Raw genomic sequence first — 16,536 nt, 5'->3', positions numbered from 1 at the left:
TGAAAGATAGTAAAAAATACGCCTACCGGAAAACCGATAAGCGTTTTGCTGACTGGAATTAGTTTTGTGTAGAAGCTGCAGGCTGTTGCTCGGCGGGTTGTGGTGGAGCCGATTGAGCTTCTGCTGCAGGTGCCGCAGCTTCGGGAGCCGGAGCAGCCGGGGCTGGCTCGGCCTGAGGCTCGGATGCCTGTGCCATGACCGCAGCCTGTGCTTCCTGAGCAGCCTTTTGCTGTGCAATTTGTTCGGAAGCAGAGAGCTGAACCTTGCGGACGGCCGTTAAGTATGTGTTCAAGTGCATTTTGAAAGACAGAGGAAGCGAACTTTCGTCGAATTTGAGGCTCGCGATACAGATGTCCTTGCGGCCGGGAATTAAATCTGCGGCAACGATAGTGCCACGGATGGATAGTATTTCGCTCGGCTCGTTGAATTCGAGACGGAGAACTGCTTCTTTGCCTGTGAGAAACTGCGACAAGCCGATAAGAACAACTCTTGCTCCTGAGAAAGAAATGTCGCGTACTACACAATGACGCGGAACGCTTTGAACTACTACATTACATTCTTCTTTTGCAAGGTTGAGCTTGCGTTTGCTGTCTTCGTTGATTGGGATACGCTCTTCGCGGCGGCGAACTGCATTTGCGTTTGCCTCAAGCAGACGGCCGCAGATTTCGATAAGGTCATCCGGCGGACGAGCCGTGAACTGGAGCGTTACGATAACCAGGTCTTTGGAATTCATGTATGGGCGCATTTCAGCAACCCTTGATGAAACAAGGAAGGTTATGATGCCGTCGTCTTCCTGCTCGTTGAAGCAAAAGCGCAGATTGGCTGTCGGATTGTTCTTTGCGGCAAGAGCCTGAAAAGCTCCGCCCTTTGTGCCGACAATAATCTTGGCATGCTGGAATGACGTTGAGTTGATAATGCAAGGCCACTGACCGCCGTTACATTTTACATAGACCTGGCGCGGATCGAGACCGAGCGCACGAATTATGTCTTTTGTGAAAGTTATTTCTGTGTCGCGGTATTGGTCATAATATTTTGTAAGCTGTTGGCTAGTAGCAATTCCCATATCCTTAATAATACCTTATAAAAACTATATCGTCAACAAAATCATTTGTTTTTGAAGCCTAGAAAAACGGCGGATTTTCTGCGGGTTTTGTAGGACAGGGCATTTTTTCCGTTTATGAAAAGCGAGCTGGAACCGCCACCGTCCATCTGCATGGCATCGCTTGCGCCGAGCGAGAGAATTATGTCCGCACATTCCGGGTAGGAAAGGCCGGTGCTTTGAGATCTCTTTTCTCCTTCTACTACAAGAAGATAGAGAGTCCTTCCGTCTTTTGAAAGCCCTATTGCCGTGCGCGAGTCCTTTGTTGCTGAGAATGGCTGTTTCTGGAAATCTTTGAGAATTGTGAAAAATCCTCCAAAAGCAAAGTCATATTCAGTGAAGTCTTCCCTAGTCTGATTTTTGAAAATCTTCGCGCTGTAACCCGAATCTTCTTTTTTAAGGCAGAGCGCGCTGTATTTTTCGATTGGAGGTGATATGAGTTTTTTTTTGGCAACATGGATTCCACAGATTTTGCGAGTTGAGCTGAGCAGGGAAACTTTTTTGTTTTTGTATATGCCGTCGAAGGGCACGGTGTTCACGCTGATGAGCGATTTTGTTTTTTTGGCGAATTCTTTTGCGGACATTCCCTTGAAGAATTCGGTTTTCTGGCCGTTTTTTTGAATGAAGTCTTTCTCAGAATTCGGAAAAGTTTCTATTGATATTGCTTCGCTTGTAAGGTCGATTTTAATGCAGTGGTATCGGAGCGGGGTAGTGTTGTCTTCGTGGAAAAGATATTCTGCCCAATCTGCATCCTGAATTTTCTGCCATTGATCTTGAAGCGGCTTTTGTAAAGAATTGTTTGTTGCACAGGAAAGAACTGCTAGTATTGGGAGAAGTGAAAGAATGGAAAGAAAATGCCGTAATGCTTTTTTCATATAAAAAAACCTCTGCAAGATAGCAGAGGTGAAGTTCCTTAGTAAGCAGAGCGCGAATCGTGTGATTTGCGAGTCTTCTTCATCATTTTGCGCTGAAGAGTCTTGTTCTTGCGGTTAAGGATTGTAGATGGTTTTTCGTAGTACTCACGCTTTTTGTATTCGCGGATGATACCTTCTTTTTCAACCATTCTCTTGAAGCGTTTTATTGCTTTCTCGAGGTTCTCTGTATCTTCTACCAAGATTGTTGCCATTGTGTTCACCTCCTCACTACCGAAGAATCCGTAAGTTCGGAAAGTTTATCATAAATTACGGATGTATTCAAGCGTTCGCCAGCATGTTTTCCAAAGAATCTTCGTGTCTGTGCAAATCTTTTTCCTGTTTTTCGCGGTTGAGATCCATTACGAAGCTGATGAAGTAATCTTCGAGCGTTTTGTGAGGGCCTGGAATATTGAGCCTTTTTCGTGCGCGCGCATTGTCACGGCGGAGAGAATATTGTTGGAAGAAGTCGCGGTAATCTTCGCTGACATCGGTTTTGACATCAGTGCCGAGGAATGAAGAGACTTCATCACGGCCGATTGCGGCGATTCCTTTTTCACGCAGAAGACTTTTGAGCTTGGTGATTTGCTCATAAGAGATTCCGAAAAGAAATTCTTCCATTGCTTGATTTACGCCCTGCTCACCGAGCTTTGTCTTGATGAACTGAGACCATTGCTCGTCGAGCTGGAAGGAAATCATGATAAGCTCGCTTGTACCCATCATTGTGCCGAATGCAGGGGCAAGCCTTGTCCTGGCCTTCCAAACTGACTGCAAGACCGGGGAAATGTCGGAAATATTCTGGTCGGCGCGGTGTTCCCAAAGAAGAAGAAGCGCAAGTGCAAGCTGCCGGCGGGTTTCCATTGTCAGGCTTGTGTCCCTGATAAGGTTGAGATAGACATCCTCAGCAAGGAGAAGGAACATCATGGAGATTGTCTCGTCATGGATGAGCGTTATGAATTTTGGATCCAAATCCGCTCTTTTTGCAATTTTTTCGAGTGATGAGAAAGTGTGCAATTTTGCGACGAGGAAGCCCTTACCCAGCGTAGCTTTTGACGGAAGCTGCAGGGTTGTATCGCCTTCACGGTTTGAGTTGATGAGAGAGTCGATTAGGGATGTAGGCGTGCGTGTGCCACCTGTTAAATCAGCGCGTTCCAAAAGTGAAGGGAAGCTTGCGATTGATATTGCGAGTTTTTTGAGATCGTCAATTCGTTTGTTTAAAGGCGCAAGCTGGTTTGCATGTTCTCCAGTTAGGCAATCACGGAGTTTGTGAACTAACTCCCTCTGGTGCTCCGTGAATACGATGATTCCAGTGTCGATTTCTTGCTGAGACTGTTCGGATTGATTGAAGAATTCATTTATGTCAACGGTTGTGAATTCTATTTTATTGTCGTTCATGTCTGTTACCGTAAAATGAAGCTCCGAAATCGTTGTAATTCCAGATAGCTTATTATATCACATTTTTGTCTAATTTCAATATTCTTTCGTGCCGATTGTAAGAATATGAAAAAATATGTCTTTCTGTTATTTTTGACGGTTTTCTCAGTCGCCGCAAGTTTTGCTGCTGAAGACATTTTGATTCATCCTGAGGACTTGCGTTTGGTCTACGATGACGGCGCGAATTTTGATTCAGCGAAGGGCTATCATCTTTATATAAGGAAGAAAACCCGGATTGAATCCGTCATGCTCGTTGAGACAACGAAGGATCCAGAAGGCAAGGAAGACAATTACGCTTACCGTGCGCTTGAATATAATTCGATAAACGGAGATGAAATCCGCTACCTTAACGGAAAAGTCCTTGATTCGCCGGGGGCAAAATATCCGCTGATGGACTCAACGCCGGAGCCTGACCCTGTTTTTGGCGAGGCCTTCCACATCTTCATCCCTTCAGAAATTGCTTATGGCTATCCGTGGACCCGAAACGGAGTTCTTAAAATCGGTCGCGGAACATTCATCAACATCCGCTCTTTTGAAAAAAAATATGGTGACTACACCGGAGACTATGCTGACAATCCTTTCATGTTTGATTTAGGAAAAGCCGTTGCGAAAAAAAGGCCACTTCCGCCACCTGAGCCTGAGCCTGATTTTCCTGAAATTGAGGAGCCTGCTGTAAGAGAGCCGGAAGTTCCTGCGCCTGTCCCGGAGCCTTTGGAGCCGGAGAGCGTGGATGAGGAGCCTGAGGTAATTCTTCTTACTGATGATTACAATCCTGATGCGGCGGAGAGCTTTAAGAATATCGCGGCTTTTGGCGGCGGAGAAATGGTCTACTCGAAAGGCCCGGAGACTCTCCCGGATGATATAATGGCCGCTTTGGATAGAATCGGTAACAAGGATGAAGCCGATGTCGTTTTCGCGATTGACACCACCGGCAGCATGAAGGACGATATTCAGAAACTGAGGAAAGTCTGGATTCCGCAGATGTTCGAAAAAATAAAGGATTTTAAAAGCCTTAGACTCGGACTTTTGCTTTACCGCGATTACGGTGACACTTACAAATGGATGAATCTTCCTGTAAAGAAATTTGAATTCACCGATAGAATCGAAGATTTAAGGAAGAATCTGAATGGATTCCATATTTACGGCACTGAGGGCGGTGACATTCCAGAGGCTGTTTATGAGGCACTTTTTGCCTCGCTTGAATATTACAACTGGCGCAGCAGTGCGGAACGGAAAATCATTCTGATTGGCGACGCAGAGCCGCATCCGAAACCTCGTGGAAGCGGAAAATATTCAAAGGAACTGGTCGCAAGTCTTGCCGAGCAGAAAGGCATAAAAATTGATGCGATAATCGTGCCCGACAACAAAAGCGACCGTGGAAGATAACTGCTGTTTTATCCGTGGATTATTTCTTTTTCCTGATTTTGTCCATTTCGAGCTGTGAAAGCTTGCTGTATGAGCCCGGAAGCGAGCCTGGCTGTGCGTTTTCGTAGATGCTCAAAATTTCGGTGAATACAGCTTCGGCCTGTTTGTATTTCTTTTGCTTCATGTACAAGTGTCCGATTTCATAAGATGCCTCAAGATAAACATCCGGCGTGTCGGCAAATCGTTCGGTGACGGCCTGATAATAGCACAAAGAGGCCTTGTATCTGCCGTTTTCAAATTCATTCTGGCCTTTTTGGATAAGCTCCTGCGCCGTCAAATCTTCAGGAATTTCTTTTGGCACTGACGAGCAAGATGCGAAAATTGCCGCAAAAAGGGCGGCAGCAAAAATTGATTTTAGAGTCGTTCGTTTCATACAGTAATAATAACAAATCAAAAGAAAAAAGGAAACAAGCAAACTGGGGGCGTTGCGGGGTGCGGTTCTGGCATAGCCCTTACCGAGACTCGTCTACAAACTCGTCTTACGAGTTTGTTCGCCTAATGGCGACCGACTCCCTACCCCGCAGAGGGGGTAGGCGACGCGCGGTTCAGGCATAGCCTTCACCGAGACTCACCTAGAAAGTCGTCTCACGACTTTCTTCGCCTTCGGCGACCGGCTCGCTAAGGGGGAGACTTCCCCCACTTTTTGTGTTAAAATAATTTTATGTATCACTTCATCGTAAATGTTCATGGGGGGAGTGGCAAGGCTTTCCTTAAATGGAATAAAATGCGTGCGCTTTTAAGGGCAAAAAATGTCGAATTTAAGGTTCATGTTCCCCAGAGGGTAGGACATGCCACCGAAATTGCAAGAAATATTTCTTCTTTGCCCGAAGATGACATTAAGATTGTCATCGTTGGCGGCGACGGAACGATTAACGAGGTTCTTAACGGAATCACAGATTTTTCTCGCGTGAAGATGGGACTTATTCCGACTGGTTCAGGCAATGATTTTACCCGCGGAATGAAGCTTCCACGGCACAATCAGAAAAAAGCCCTCGACATCATTCTGAAGTCAAAAGGTGATACAAAAATTGATTTGGGGCGTAGCACGGTTCTTTCGACTGGGGATTCGCGGATTTTTGGAATCAGCTCAGGTTTTGGACTTGATGCGATTGTCGGAACCGGGATTAACGAGGCTAAAATCAAAAAAATCCTTAACTGGGTGCATTTGGGCAAACTCAGCTATGCTTTTTTGACCGTGCAGACTCTTTTTACGATGAAAACTTATTCTGTTTCGCTCAAATTTGATGATGATGCGCCGCTTTTCTTCAATAAACTGATTTTCCTTGCGGCGATGAACTTTAAGGCTGAGGGCGGCGGCGTTCCGATGACTCCAAAAGCCAGGGGCGATGACGGGGAGCTTTCAATCTGCATGGCGGCAGGGGTGCCAAAGTTCCTGACATTCCTTCTGTTCCCGCTTCTTTGCATGGGCTTGCATTCTCATTCCAAAGGATTTTATCTGCGCAACTGCAAGTCTCTTGTGCTTGAATCTGATTCAAAGAGCATCCTTCACACGGACGGCGAGCTTGTCGGCAATGTGGACAAAGTGAAATTCGAGGTTCTGCCTCAAAAATTGACCATGCTGGTTTAAGGGAGTCTCATTCTGGAAAAAAACGCGGATTCAGCATCTGTTTTCTCATTTTGGAAAGATTTGACTCCGAATCAGTCGGCTTTTCTCGAAAATTCTGTCCGCACAGAGGTTTTTCTGGCCGGAAAATTGATTCATCGCTCGGAAGAGGGGTGTCGGGGGCTGATGGCGGTCATTTCTGGCAGCTTGCGAGTTTATTGCGTTTCTGAGGAAGGGCGTGAAGTTACTCTTTACCGGGTTGAGTCCGGCGAAATCTGTGTTCTTTCGGCTTCGTGCCTTATGGATTCGATTGTTTTTGATGTTCTGATTGAGGCTGTTGAAGAAACTCGCGTGCTAATGATTCCGTCGGCAGCTCTTCACAAAGTCGAGCAGGAAAATCCGCTTGTGGAGCTTTACATTTACAAAAACGCCACGGAAAAATTTTCCGAAGTTCTCTGGACGATTCAGCAGGTTCTTTTTATGAAAATTGACCAGAGAATTGCGCTTGCTTTGCACGATGAGAGATTGCGACAGAAGAGTGATGTCCTTTCTATTACGCATGAAGATTTGGCAAAGCAGATCGGCAGTGTGCGCGAGGTTGTTTCCAAAACGCTCAAATATATGGAAGAAGAAGGACTAGTCCGTCTTGGCCGCGGCAAGATTGAGATTCTGGATAGGGATTTTAAGGTAGAAAACGACCCGCTTGCGGGGCAAAACTCACGAGGTGAGTTTTGAGTGAGTCTCGGTGAAGGCTGTGCCTGAACCGTGTCTTTTGTGTAACTTTATCACATACCTTTTTTGATTTTCTGGCTATCCTTATGCTAAGAGGTGGCTATGAAATCAAAAAAATATGCCCGGGTAGATGAGTCTCGGTGTGTGGCCTGTGGGGCTTGCACGAATGTTTGTCCGCGCGGGGCAATTTCTGTCGTTCAGGGATGCTTTGCGCGTGTTGATTCTGAGATTTGCGTGGGCTGCGGCTTGTGCGGTAAAACTTGCCCTGTGGGTTGCATTTCTCCTGTAGTTCGGGAGGGTGCGGCATGAAAACTAAAAAATGGTACAACTATCTTTGGATCTGGTCGATCGTGTATTTTGCGCTTGGATTTTTTAACATCCTTTTTGCGTGGCTCGGTATGGTTGATTTTATCCTTCCGCTGATTTTTGCAATTGCCGGCGGAAACAAGGCTTTCTGCAACAAGTTCTGTGGGCGTGGGCAGCTTTTTAATCTGCTGGGGGCTTCGCTCAAACTTTCCCGAAATAAAACGACTCCGCGTGCAATCAGTTCAAAATGGTTTCGCTACGGTTTTTTGGCGTTCTTCCTTACGATGTTCGGCAACATGGTTTTTCAGACATGGCTTGTGGCGAACGGTGCAGAAAATCTTCGCCAGGCTGTCAAACTATTCTGGACTTTCCGAGTTCCGTGGAAATGGGCGTATAATCCGGCATTTCTGGGTGAAAGCCTTGCATGGGTCGCACAATTCAGCTATGGTTTTTATAGCCTTATGCTGACTTCGACTCTTATCGGGCTTATCGTGATGGTGCTTTACAAACCACGGAGCTGGTGCACTTTCTGTCCGATGGGAACGATGACACAGGGCATTTGTAAATTACGATACAAAGAGGTACAAAAATGACAATTCAAGAAAGGGCTGAAAAAGCGGCGGATTTCAAAAGTAGAGGAGCTTGCAACTGCTGCCAGGCGGTTGCAAGAGTTTTTGCGGATACGGTTGATGTCAGCGAAGAAGATTTGCTCAAACTTTCTGCTGGATTTGCGGCCGGTATGGGCTGCATGGAATCTACTTGCGGTGCACTTGTTGGCGCAAACATGATTCTCGGCTTGCGTACAAACGGTGCTGGAACTGTTAAGCAGAGCCGCGAGCTTCTGGCAAAATTCCGCGAGAAGTGCGGGGCTGTCACTTGCAAGGACTTGAAGGGTGTTGCTACTGGAAAAGTCTTGTGCGAGTGTGACGACTGCGTTCGAAATGCCGTGCTTTCACTTGGCGAAATTTTGGGCTAGTCTTCCGTTTCAATAATAATATTTGGGCTGCCAGGAATATTCTTGACGAAAATCCAGCCTTTGCTGTCAGTTTTTATGTGAATTACACCGACATCATCTCTGCCAGCGAGGTCTGATTCCTGTAGCCCTGCAATGTCCTCAAAATTCTCGTCCAAAAAGACGAATAGCTTGCAATTTTTATTTGCAATAGCATAGCCGTTGTCATCGGCGAGCTGAACTTGTATTTCATTCTTGCCGTTGAGCGTAATGTTTTCAAGCCGCAAAATCTTTGATTCTTTTAAGCTGTCCAATTCTTCGTTTGTATACACGCTCGGCACTTTTGTCGCACATGACATGAAAAGGGCACAAATCAACGCTAAAATCGCAAAAATAGATTTCTTCATTTCAAATTTTCCTTAAAAAACAGGCTCCGTTTCGACACAGGAGCCTTATGTTTTGACTTGACTGAAGCCAAACCACAGTAGTTCGTCCGAGAATTTTCGCAAGAAAATTCTCGTTACAAATTATTGCGGTTATTTTATATAGACAATTATTTCATTAGTTCAGCGTATTTCTGAGCAAGTCTCTTTGATTTGACAGCAGCAAGTCCGCAATAGTTCGCAGGATTCTCGAAGAATGTTGCTGGATTTTCGATTCCGAGCTTTTCGAGCTGTGCTGTTATTTTTGCGAAAGCCTCTTCGTGTGTTTTGAGCACTTCAAAGAAAGTCTTTCCGCTCTTTTCGGCTTCAAGAGTGATTTTTCGGATAATCTCGTGGCCGTCGTTGACCCCGGCTTCGCCGAGCAAGATGTAAGCAGGTTCTGCAAGAACGCCGCCCTTGACCTTTCCGCCTGCTCCCTGAAGGTTTCGTGCCATGCCTTCTTTATCTGCCTGTAAGCCTTTTACAACGCTGTTCATGCGGGCAACTGCCATTGTAAAGCCTGAAACATAGTCAGAAATGAATCGCTGGCTTGCTGAGTTTGTCAAATCTCGCTGATGCTCTGAAATCTGGTCCATGTAGAAAGTGATTACGCGAGGGCACATTGCCTTCCACAAAGATTTAACGTGTTCGCTGTTCCATGGGTTTCGCTTCTGTGGCATTGTTGAAGAGCCGACCTGTGTGCTTGCAAAATACTCGAAAACCTCACCGATTTCGCTGCGTTGCAAGTTTCGAAGGTCGTCTGCAAGGTTTGCGATAATTCCGAATGCAACATTCATCTCCAAAAGAAGACGGAGAACATGCTCAGGCTCAACGAGCTGGTTTGAATATTCAGATGGCTTGAGCCCCAAGAATTCTGTGTAGATTCGCTCAAGTTCCTCAGGGTCTTTTACAATCATTGACGGACCGTTGTATGAACCAACCGGGCCTGCGAGTTTTCCAACGAGGTCATTTGAAAGTTCTTCGATGCGGAGAATTGATTTTCCGAGTCGGGCAACGAATTCTGCGATGCTCCATCCGAAAGTGATTGGAACTGCGTGCTGACCGTGTGTGCGTCCTACCTGTGGAGTTGCACATTCACGCTCTGCGATTTCACAAAGATATTTTTCGAGCTGTTTGAGTTCTGGAAGAACGACATTTTTGGTGACATCTCTCATTCGGCAGCTCAAAGCTGTGTCCAAAATATCGACCGAAGTTGCTCCCAAGTGAATGAGAGGCCCGATTTCGGCATTAACTTTTGTTTTCATGACATTGACAAGAGCGCGGATGTTGTGCTTTGTCTTTTCTTCTTCGGCGTAAACTTCTTCCGGGTCAATGTTTGCTGCAACATCGTCCAAAGTTTTTGCAAGCTCGTCGGTCAAAGAGCCGCGAACCTTAAGATGAGCCTTAACAAGAGCCGCCTCACACTTTGCACAAGAGCGGATTGAAGCCTGCTCAGAAATGTACTGTGAAAGTCCGTTAAAAGCCGCCTTCTCAGAGAGGGAATAGCGGTGGTCGATACAAGAGAGATTCTCAAAAATATTTCGTGTTTCCATGGTGCGAAATTATAGCAAAATTGAATGAAAGTTGAAAGTGTGGGAGGTGGAAAATGGGAAACGGAAAGTGGAAAGTGGAAAGTGGAAAACGGAAAGTGGGGGCTACGGCTTCGCCGTCGGGCTATCCGCCATTCCGCTGGCGCTTCAACCGCTCACTCACTCGCTTTCGCTCGTTCAGCTCGCGGTCGGCTCCGCCGTGGCTACTATCCCTAGCCCTCGGCTTTCTGCATCTGTTTTTTAGCCAGAAATCATTTCCTCTTTAAAATCTTCTGCCGCGCCCTGCCAGACTAATTTTCCTTCCTTAATAAGAATAATCTTGTCGCTTACGGTTTTGGCTTCGGCTATGTCGTGCGTGACCATGATTCCTGTGAAACCGAATTCTTTTTGCAGCGTGCGGATTTCCTGTGCGAGTTTTTTGCGCAATGGGGCGTCCAGTGCCGAAAGTGGTTCGTCCAGCAAAACTAATTCCGGCTTTATAATCAAAGTTCGTGCAAGTGCGACCCTTTGCGCTTCGCCGCCAGAAAGCGTTTCCGGGAATCTTTTTTCAAATCCATCGAGATTGAATTTATTGAGAAATGTTTTGGCAAGAGAGCGGCTTTCTTTTTTGCTCATTCCTTTGCATCGGAGTCCGTAAGCCACATTGTCATCAACTCGAAGATGTGTGAAAAGATTCGCCTTTTGGAACACCATCCCGATTCCGCGGAGGGCTGGCTTTGTGTAAGAAATGTCCTTCCCATTCAGCATGATTTTTGTATCGGTCGAAGTCGGCTTATCCAGGCCTGAAATCAGTCGCAGCACAGTGGACTTTCCGCTTCCGCTTGGCCCGACAATCGAAGTCATAGTTCCTTTTTCACAAGAAAATGAGACAGCAAGATGAAAATTTTCCCAGTCGAGCCGCAAGTTCTCTGCAAAAAAATATTCGTTCATAAAAAACTAACTCCTATTTCCTCATTGCTTATTTTTGAGACGGTTCGCCGCAGAAAAAACTGCCGCGCACAGGATTCCGAGAACAAGCCCTGCTGCACAGGCTTCATGGAATCTGTAGGAACTGGCCAGACGGTATGTAAAAAGCGAAAGATTTGAAAATCTTGGAAGCGCGAGAACCAAAGGCAAGGTTGTGTCTCCTGCGCTCACTGCAAAACAAAATCCCAGCGCGCTTAAGATTCCCCTTGAGCTTTGCGGAATGTAAATCCTGAAAATCAAATCCCGCTTCCTGTGGCTCAAAATCCGTGCCGCATCAATGGTCTCATCCGGGATTTTTGAAACACACGCATAAATCTGCCTGAATGCAAGAGGCCAGGTCAAAAAAACTTGGGCTGCAATCAGATGAACCACGGTTCCGCTTTTTACAAGAATTATAATCAGAACGCCAGTCACAACGCTTGAAATGCAGAGCGGAATCATCGGAATAATCCGCAAAAACAAAAGCCTGCCCGCAGAGTCAAAAGTCCTCAAAAAAGCCGCGTATGAGAATGCTGGAATTACGCAAAGAAAACTCGTTGCGAGCGCGACAGAAATTGTAGTCAAAAAGGACTGAAAAAATCCGCTCATCTTAAAGACACGGAGAATCGTCGAAAAAGTCAGAATCGATTTTGATGAGGAAACGGCGTTGTAAAAAATCGAAAACAGCGGTGCGATAAAAAAAAGTAGAATCAGAGAAAAAGTGAAAAATGCAAATATCCGCTCGGAAATTCCCGAAATCTTTCTGTCAGCCTGCTTTTGATAAAATGCGATTCCCCGGTTTTTGGAAGATTTTTGCTCCAGAAAAGCATAAAATCCAACGAAAATGCAGGCAAGTACGGTCTCAGTGATGGCAAACCCTGCCGCTTTTGAAAAATCAAGGCTTCCCCTTACTGTTTTGTAAATTTCAACTTCAAGGGTAGTACACCCAACGCCGCCAAAAAGAAGCACAATCAAAAAACTGAAAAAGCAGTAAAGGAAAACGAGCATACAGGACGAGACTATTGCCGGCATCAGCTGGAAAATCGTGACGGTTCTGAAAATCCGAATCTCACTTGCGCCTAAAAGCCTAGCCGCTTCTGCCTGCTGTGTCGGAATATTTTTCCAGGTGTCGTGAATACTTGCCATTACAGGCGGAAAATTGTAGAAGCCCTGCGCGATTATGATTCCTAAAAAAGTGTAAAGAAAAGTTACCGGCGGTTTTTCCAGATTGAAAAGAGACTTCAAAATTGTGTTGAGCGTTCCCGCCATTCCGAAAAATGAGACGAATCCAAGCGCAATCAGAAGTGACGGCATACACAAAGGCACCGTCGAGAATGAGAGAAGAATCTTTTTTCCGGGAAAATCCCTGTTTGCAGTAAAAAATGCCGCAAAAATGCCAATAAAAAGCGCGATAACTGTGGAGCAGAGAGCCTGCGCCACGGTGAATGCACTTACAAAAAGAAGATTTTGCACGGTTTTATTTGATGATTGAAATGGCTTTTTCTGCAGCTTCGCTCAAAAGTTCTGTGTTTACGGAAAGTGTTTTGTTTGGTTTTGCAGCCGCCATTGCGTAACAATCCGGAAGCCTGACATTTTTGTTTACCGGGTACATCCATTGAGTGAGTGGAAGCGCGGACTGGGCTTTTTCTGAAATCAAGAAATCCATGAAAAGTTCCGCTTCCTTTCTGTGAGGCGCATTCTTTAAAATTCCTGCTCCCTCAACCTGCATGTAATGTCCGTCATCGAAAACAAGGGCTTTGTAGTAGTCAATTTTGTCATATTCAAGATTTGCGGCAGGGCTTGTCGTGTAGCTGATTACGAGCGGAGCCTCGCCGTTTGTGAAAAGACCGTAGCCTGCGCTCCAGCCTGGTGCCATAGTGAGGACATTTGGCTTGATGGACTGCCAGTAAGCCGAAAAATCAGCGTCATCTGTAAAAACAGCCTTTGTCCATGCGACAAAACCAAGTCCCGGAGTGCTTGTGCGCGGATCCATAAGAATGATTTTGTTCTTGTAGATTGGATCTGCCAAATCAGCAAGGCATTTCGGTTCCTTAAACTCCGCCCGTTTGTCAAAAATGAATGTGAAATGGCTGTAATCGTAAGGAATCAGCTTGTCTTTTGTGCCGAGCTGAGCCTGCAAATTCGGATCGATGATTGAATCTGCATTTTGCGGGATGTACGAATCGAGAATATCAGCTTGAAGTGCCTTTATGGAATTGTTGTTGTCAATTCCGAGGATGATGTCCGCTTTTGGTGAGTCTTTTTCAATGATTGTGCGGCTTAACAGCTGTCCTCCGCTTCCGCAGTCAACGAAAACGGCTTTTATGCCAGTTTCTTTTTGAAATGATGCCGCAATTTTTGGTGCAGCTCCCCAGTCAGCGGCGAAACTGTCATAAGTGTAGATGATTACTTCGTTCTTTTTTGATGATTTAGAGTTTGTTTTGTTGCAAGAGATGAGCAGAAATGATGTCAAAAAAATAGAAGACAAAATAAACAGTGACTTTTTCATGAGTCCTCCAGTGAAAAAAAGTATATCGTGATTGTTTGCAAAGAGCAACAGAATTATAAATTCTCCAGAATAATTGAATCAAGACTATTTTTATGCTATCTTCTTCCATATATATTTTTTTGGGAGAAAATATGGGTTCTAAAATCGTTGTGAATAATTACGGTTCGTTTGATGTCACTATGGTCAAGGGCAAAGGCTCAACCGTTTACGACATTAACGGCAAAAAATACATCGACTTTCTTGCTGGAATTGCGGTCAACTCTCTCGGTCACAATTTCAAGCCTCTCGTAAAGGCGATTTCAAAACAGGCAAAAAAACAGATTCATGTTTGCAACTATTTTGTGAGCGATGTCGGTGTTGCTTATGCTACGGAATTGCTTGGCTACACAGGCTTTGACGCGGTTTATTTTGGAAACTCAGGCGCAGAAGGAAACGAAGCCGCAATCAAGCTTGCACGAAAATACGGCTATCTCAACGGTGGAGAAAAACGCCGCGTGATTTATACTTTGGAAAGTTCTTTCCACGGTCGCACACTTGCAACTTTGACGGCAACCGGGCAGGACAAATTCCATCCTGCATGTTTTGCTCCTTATGTTGACTGCTTCAAGACAATCAAGGCAAATGACTGGGAAGCAATCAAAACTGCTTTCGATGACACTACGGCTGCCCTTTTGATTGAGTGCGTTCAGGGCGAAGGCGGCGTAAACATCGTTGATGCTGATTGGGCAAAAGCGGCCGCCGATGCAGCACGAAAAGCCGGAGCAATCGTAATGGCTGATGAAGTCCAGACAGGCTTTGGCCGCACAGGAACATTGCTTGCGAGCGAGCAGCTTGGATTCAATCCTGAAGTCGTAAGCTTTGCAAAAGGCGTTGCAGGCGGCGTTCCGTTCGGTGGAATCTTGATTCGCGGAAAGGCTGCTGATGTTTTCAAGGCGGGCGATCACCAGTCAACATTCGGCGGCAATCCTCTGGCTTGTGCGGCAGGTCTCGTAGTTCTTCATGAGCTTACAAAACCAGGCTTCCTTAAGAGCGTTTCTGAAAAAGGCGAGTACATGCGAAAGAAAATCTCAGAATTCGGCGCAAAATGCGTCGGTGAGATTCGCGGAAAGGGATTGATGATTGGCGTTGATATGATTGAGCCGGTCAATGCCGTTGAAGTCGAGAAAAAACTCCTTGAAAAAGGTCTTCTTACATCAACAGCGGGCAAGAATACGCTCCGAATCGTTCCGCCGCTCAACATTTCTTACAAAGAAATCGATGAGGGCCTTGCGATTCTTAAAGATGTTCTTTTAGGCGAGTAAATTATCCGGCCAGAGCTTTAAGTTCTGGCCATTATTTTTGCCGTTTTTTCCAATCTTCTTGATAAAAAAGTCCATGTTCGTGCCTACGAAGATTGCGCAGTATGCGGTGATGATAAGCCCGAAGTTGATGTTCAGGATGATTGCAAACGCCGGGCTTTCGGTTTTGTTCAGTAAGATTCCAGAAACGACCATCATTAAAATCATAATGATGCCGGAAATTATCCATTTTGTCATCGAGACAGGCTTAATCGGGATATTTTCGAGCGCATCCTTGAGCGGAGTAGGGCGAATCGGCTCGCTCGCAAATTTTTCCGCCAGAGTCAGATATCGCGCCTGAGTCCGGCATTTTTTACAGCAGAGAAAGTGGAGCGTTATCCTAAGCGGAATCCGTTCGTATTTGTCCAAAGAAAGAAAAGTGTCCATTGTCTTTTCACAATTTTCATTCTTCATAGTAGCTCCTTAATTTTTCGCGCAGGATTTTTTTTGCACGGAAAATGTGTGATTTTATCGTGTTTATGCCTTCGCCGGTGATTTTGCTGATTTCTGCGTGCGAATTATCATAAAAAAAATAAAGTTCGACGCAGATTTTGAATTTTTCGGGCAAATCCTTGACAGCCTCTCGCACGGCAAGCACGGTGATTTTTCGGATCTGGTTCTTTTCTGGAGTCAAATCCGAGTCCTCAAGATTTTCTTCGTCTGAAATCGGAAGATATTCCTTTCGCCTCGTTTTTGCATTCACCGCCGTATTGTAGGCGATTGAAGTAAGCCAAGTCGGAAAGGAAGAATCCCCCTTGAAATTTGCAAGATTTGTGTATGCCTTTAAGAAAACTTCCTGCTCGAAATCCTCCGTGTCAGCTTCGTTCTTGAAAAAACTCATTCCCAATGCCCGAACCCGCTTTTTATAGCTTGAGACGAGCTTTGAGAAAGCCTTTGAGTCACCTGATAATGTAGCCTTAATCAACGCATTGTCGCGTTTTTTAGTTATCAGTTGTTCGAGGTTCATTGTTCCAGTCGTAAAGCCGGTAGAACAAAAGTAAGCATACTCCGATTGTCAGTGGAATCAGTCCGCCGAGCAAAGACGGTGTGATTCCGGCAAAAAGAACGAAGAAAATTGAGAGCATTCCTCCGATTCCTGTGAGCAAAAGCCCAGCAAGAAGTGTCGCGGCCTTGTAGTTGAAATTTGATTTTGATTTTTCGCCAGCCTTGATTTTCTGTTTGTTTTCGTGATGAATCCACAAAAGCGCGAAGAAAATTACTGTGCCGCCGATGAAAATGCCCACGATTGGGATAAGCGAGATGATTACCTGTGCGGCAGGCGAAGTTATGTGTTCCATTTTTTTACTCCTCAAAAAACTCAAGGGGGAAGTCTCCCCCTGCGCGCCCATT

At 45.5% G+C, this 16,536-nt stretch carries 20 protein-coding genes; 7 read left to right on the top strand and 13 right to left on the bottom strand.

The annotated features are described in order from the left end of the window. Positions 1 to 58: 58 nt before the first annotated feature. The 4 genes from IJJ71_RS09685 to IJJ71_RS09670 form a co-directional block, all read right to left on the bottom strand. Positions 59 to 1,063, bottom strand: a complete 1,005-nt coding sequence (locus IJJ71_RS09685; protein WP_296846626.1) for a PilZ domain-containing protein — start codon at positions 1,061 to 1,063, stop codon at positions 59 to 61. 41 nt (positions 1,064 to 1,104) lie between these two features. Continuing rightward, entirely contained in the window at positions 1,105 to 1,974 is an 870-nt protein-coding gene (locus tag IJJ71_RS09680; protein WP_296846625.1) for a phosphodiester glycosidase family protein, read from the bottom strand. Positions 1,975 to 2,012: 38 nt separating this feature from the next. Then, entirely contained in the window at positions 2,013 to 2,225 is a 213-nt protein-coding gene (gene rpsU, locus IJJ71_RS09675; RefSeq protein ID WP_184658955.1) for a 30S ribosomal protein S21, read from the bottom strand. A gap of 67 nt (positions 2,226 to 2,292) precedes the next feature. Next, on the bottom strand, positions 2,293 to 3,405 hold the full coding sequence (locus tag IJJ71_RS09670; RefSeq protein ID WP_296846624.1) for a hypothetical protein: 1,113 nt from the start codon (positions 3,403 to 3,405) through the stop codon (positions 2,293 to 2,295). A gap of 105 nt (positions 3,406 to 3,510) precedes the next feature. Here IJJ71_RS09670 and IJJ71_RS09665 point away from each other — a divergent pair, with 105 nt between their 5' ends. Continuing rightward, complete coding sequence (locus IJJ71_RS09665) at positions 3,511 to 4,830, top strand: vWA domain-containing protein (RefSeq protein WP_296846623.1); 1,320 nt, start codon at positions 3,511 to 3,513, stop codon at positions 4,828 to 4,830. A gap of 19 nt (positions 4,831 to 4,849) precedes the next feature. On the opposite strand, the gene IJJ71_RS09660 is transcribed toward IJJ71_RS09665, so the two are convergent. Beyond that, entirely contained in the window at positions 4,850 to 5,242 is a 393-nt protein-coding gene (locus tag IJJ71_RS09660; protein ID WP_296846622.1) for an outer membrane protein assembly factor BamD, read from the bottom strand. 288 nt (positions 5,243 to 5,530) lie between these two features. Here IJJ71_RS09660 and IJJ71_RS09655 point away from each other — a divergent pair, with 288 nt between their 5' ends. From IJJ71_RS09655 to IJJ71_RS09635, 5 genes are all read left to right on the top strand, one after another. After that, entirely contained in the window at positions 5,531 to 6,457 is a 927-nt protein-coding gene (locus IJJ71_RS09655; RefSeq protein WP_296846621.1) for a diacylglycerol/lipid kinase family protein, read from the top strand. Positions 6,458 to 6,517: 60 nt separating this feature from the next. After that, positions 6,518 to 7,168: a Crp/Fnr family transcriptional regulator gene (locus IJJ71_RS09650; RefSeq protein ID WP_296846620.1), complete on the top strand. Its 651-nt coding sequence runs from the start codon at positions 6,518 to 6,520 to the stop codon at positions 7,166 to 7,168. 99 nt (positions 7,169 to 7,267) lie between these two features. After that, positions 7,268 to 7,474: a 4Fe-4S binding protein gene (locus tag IJJ71_RS09645; RefSeq protein ID WP_296846619.1), complete on the top strand. Its 207-nt coding sequence runs from the start codon at positions 7,268 to 7,270 to the stop codon at positions 7,472 to 7,474. Then, entirely contained in the window at positions 7,471 to 8,064 is a 594-nt protein-coding gene (locus IJJ71_RS09640; RefSeq protein WP_296846618.1) for a 4Fe-4S binding protein, read from the top strand. The genes IJJ71_RS09645 and IJJ71_RS09640 overlap by 4 nt, the downstream gene beginning before the upstream one ends. Next, positions 8,061 to 8,447: a C-GCAxxG-C-C family protein gene (locus IJJ71_RS09635; RefSeq protein WP_296846617.1), complete on the top strand. Its 387-nt coding sequence runs from the start codon at positions 8,061 to 8,063 to the stop codon at positions 8,445 to 8,447. Before IJJ71_RS09640 ends, IJJ71_RS09635 begins: the two co-directional genes overlap by 4 nt. Here the strand turns inward: IJJ71_RS09635 and IJJ71_RS09630 are convergent. From IJJ71_RS09630 to IJJ71_RS09610, 5 genes are all read right to left on the bottom strand, one after another. Then, a complete protein-coding gene (locus IJJ71_RS09630; protein WP_296846616.1) occupies positions 8,444 to 8,830 on the bottom strand; it encodes a hypothetical protein in 387 nt (128 codons plus the stop codon). The genes IJJ71_RS09635 and IJJ71_RS09630 overlap by 4 nt on opposite strands. Positions 8,831 to 8,976: 146 nt before the next feature. Then, positions 8,977 to 10,398 carry a lyase family protein gene (locus IJJ71_RS09625; RefSeq protein ID WP_296846615.1) on the bottom strand — a complete coding sequence of 474 codons (1,422 nt, stop codon included), beginning with the start codon at positions 10,396 to 10,398 and terminating at the stop codon, positions 8,977 to 8,979. Between the two features lie 237 nt (positions 10,399 to 10,635). Then, entirely contained in the window at positions 10,636 to 11,325 is a 690-nt protein-coding gene (locus IJJ71_RS09620) for an ABC transporter ATP-binding protein (RefSeq protein WP_296846614.1), read from the bottom strand. A gap of 21 nt (positions 11,326 to 11,346) precedes the next feature. Continuing rightward, positions 11,347 to 12,813: an ABC transporter permease gene (locus IJJ71_RS09615; RefSeq protein ID WP_296846613.1), complete on the bottom strand. Its 1,467-nt coding sequence runs from the start codon at positions 12,811 to 12,813 to the stop codon at positions 11,347 to 11,349. 4 nt (positions 12,814 to 12,817) lie between these two features. After that, complete coding sequence (locus IJJ71_RS09610; protein WP_296846612.1) at positions 12,818 to 13,849, bottom strand: thiamine ABC transporter substrate-binding protein; 1,032 nt, start codon at positions 13,847 to 13,849, stop codon at positions 12,818 to 12,820. Positions 13,850 to 13,980: 131 nt separating this feature from the next. Here IJJ71_RS09610 and IJJ71_RS09605 point away from each other — a divergent pair, with 131 nt between their 5' ends. Beyond that, a complete protein-coding gene (locus IJJ71_RS09605; protein WP_296846611.1) occupies positions 13,981 to 15,150 on the top strand; it encodes an acetylornithine/succinylornithine family transaminase in 1,170 nt (389 codons plus the stop codon). Here the strand turns inward: IJJ71_RS09605 and IJJ71_RS09600 are convergent. From IJJ71_RS09600 to IJJ71_RS09590, 3 genes are read right to left on the bottom strand one after another with little or no spacing between them, the layout of a single operon-like run. Further along, entirely contained in the window at positions 15,139 to 15,600 is a 462-nt protein-coding gene (locus tag IJJ71_RS09600; protein WP_296846610.1) for a hypothetical protein, read from the bottom strand. The two genes, IJJ71_RS09605 and IJJ71_RS09600, sit on opposite strands and share 12 nt — an antisense overlap. Then, positions 15,590 to 16,153 carry an RNA polymerase sigma factor gene (locus IJJ71_RS09595; RefSeq protein WP_296846609.1) on the bottom strand — a complete coding sequence of 188 codons (564 nt, stop codon included), beginning with the start codon at positions 16,151 to 16,153 and terminating at the stop codon, positions 15,590 to 15,592. Before IJJ71_RS09595 ends, IJJ71_RS09600 begins: the two co-directional genes overlap by 11 nt. After that, entirely contained in the window at positions 16,128 to 16,484 is a 357-nt protein-coding gene (locus tag IJJ71_RS09590) for a hypothetical protein (RefSeq protein WP_296846608.1), read from the bottom strand. The genes IJJ71_RS09595 and IJJ71_RS09590 overlap by 26 nt, the downstream gene beginning before the upstream one ends. Positions 16,485 to 16,536: the final 52 nt, after the last annotated feature.

Source organism: Treponema sp. (assembly GCF_017430385.1).
Classification (GTDB): Bacteria; Spirochaetota; Spirochaetia; order Treponematales; family Treponemataceae; genus Treponema_D.
The sequence above is the reverse complement of the archived record's forward strand: the minus strand, read 5'-3'. Positions and strand labels throughout refer to the sequence as shown.

What these genes read in the sequence shown, in the direction of transcription:
- IJJ71_RS09685 (WP_296846626.1), bottom strand. Translation starts at nt 1,063, where the DNA reads ATGGGAATTGCTACTAGCCAACAGCTTACAAAATATTATGACCAATAC.
- IJJ71_RS09680 (WP_296846625.1), bottom strand. Translation starts at nt 1,974, where the DNA reads ATGAAAAAAGCATTACGGCATTTTCTTTCCATTCTTTCACTTCTCCCA.
- rpsU (WP_184658955.1), bottom strand. Translation starts at nt 2,225, where the DNA reads ATGGCAACAATCTTGGTAGAAGATACAGAGAACCTCGAGAAAGCAATA.
- IJJ71_RS09670 (WP_296846624.1), bottom strand. Translation starts at nt 3,405, where the DNA reads ATGAACGACAATAAAATAGAATTCACAACCGTTGACATAAATGAATTC.
- IJJ71_RS09665 (WP_296846623.1), top strand. Translation starts at nt 3,511, where the DNA reads ATGAAAAAATATGTCTTTCTGTTATTTTTGACGGTTTTCTCAGTCGCC.
- IJJ71_RS09660 (WP_296846622.1), bottom strand. Translation starts at nt 5,242, where the DNA reads ATGAAACGAACGACTCTAAAATCAATTTTTGCTGCCGCCCTTTTTGCG.
- IJJ71_RS09655 (WP_296846621.1), top strand. Translation starts at nt 5,531, where the DNA reads ATGTATCACTTCATCGTAAATGTTCATGGGGGGAGTGGCAAGGCTTTC.
- IJJ71_RS09645 (WP_296846619.1), top strand. Translation starts at nt 7,268, where the DNA reads ATGAAATCAAAAAAATATGCCCGGGTAGATGAGTCTCGGTGTGTGGCC.
- IJJ71_RS09640 (WP_296846618.1), top strand. Translation starts at nt 7,471, where the DNA reads ATGAAAACTAAAAAATGGTACAACTATCTTTGGATCTGGTCGATCGTG.
- IJJ71_RS09635 (WP_296846617.1), top strand. Translation starts at nt 8,061, where the DNA reads ATGACAATTCAAGAAAGGGCTGAAAAAGCGGCGGATTTCAAAAGTAGA.
- IJJ71_RS09630 (WP_296846616.1), bottom strand. Translation starts at nt 8,830, where the DNA reads ATGAAGAAATCTATTTTTGCGATTTTAGCGTTGATTTGTGCCCTTTTC.
- IJJ71_RS09625 (WP_296846615.1), bottom strand. Translation starts at nt 10,398, where the DNA reads ATGGAAACACGAAATATTTTTGAGAATCTCTCTTGTATCGACCACCGC.
- IJJ71_RS09620 (WP_296846614.1), bottom strand. Translation starts at nt 11,325, where the DNA reads ATGAACGAATATTTTTTTGCAGAGAACTTGCGGCTCGACTGGGAAAAT.
- IJJ71_RS09610 (WP_296846612.1), bottom strand. Translation starts at nt 13,849, where the DNA reads ATGAAAAAGTCACTGTTTATTTTGTCTTCTATTTTTTTGACATCATTT.
- IJJ71_RS09605 (WP_296846611.1), top strand. Translation starts at nt 13,981, where the DNA reads ATGGGTTCTAAAATCGTTGTGAATAATTACGGTTCGTTTGATGTCACT.
- IJJ71_RS09600 (WP_296846610.1), bottom strand. Translation starts at nt 15,600, where the DNA reads ATGAAGAATGAAAATTGTGAAAAGACAATGGACACTTTTCTTTCTTTG.
- IJJ71_RS09595 (WP_296846609.1), bottom strand. Translation starts at nt 16,153, where the DNA reads ATGAACCTCGAACAACTGATAACTAAAAAACGCGACAATGCGTTGATT.
- IJJ71_RS09590 (WP_296846608.1), bottom strand. Translation starts at nt 16,484, where the DNA reads ATGGAACACATAACTTCGCCTGCCGCACAGGTAATCATCTCGCTTATC.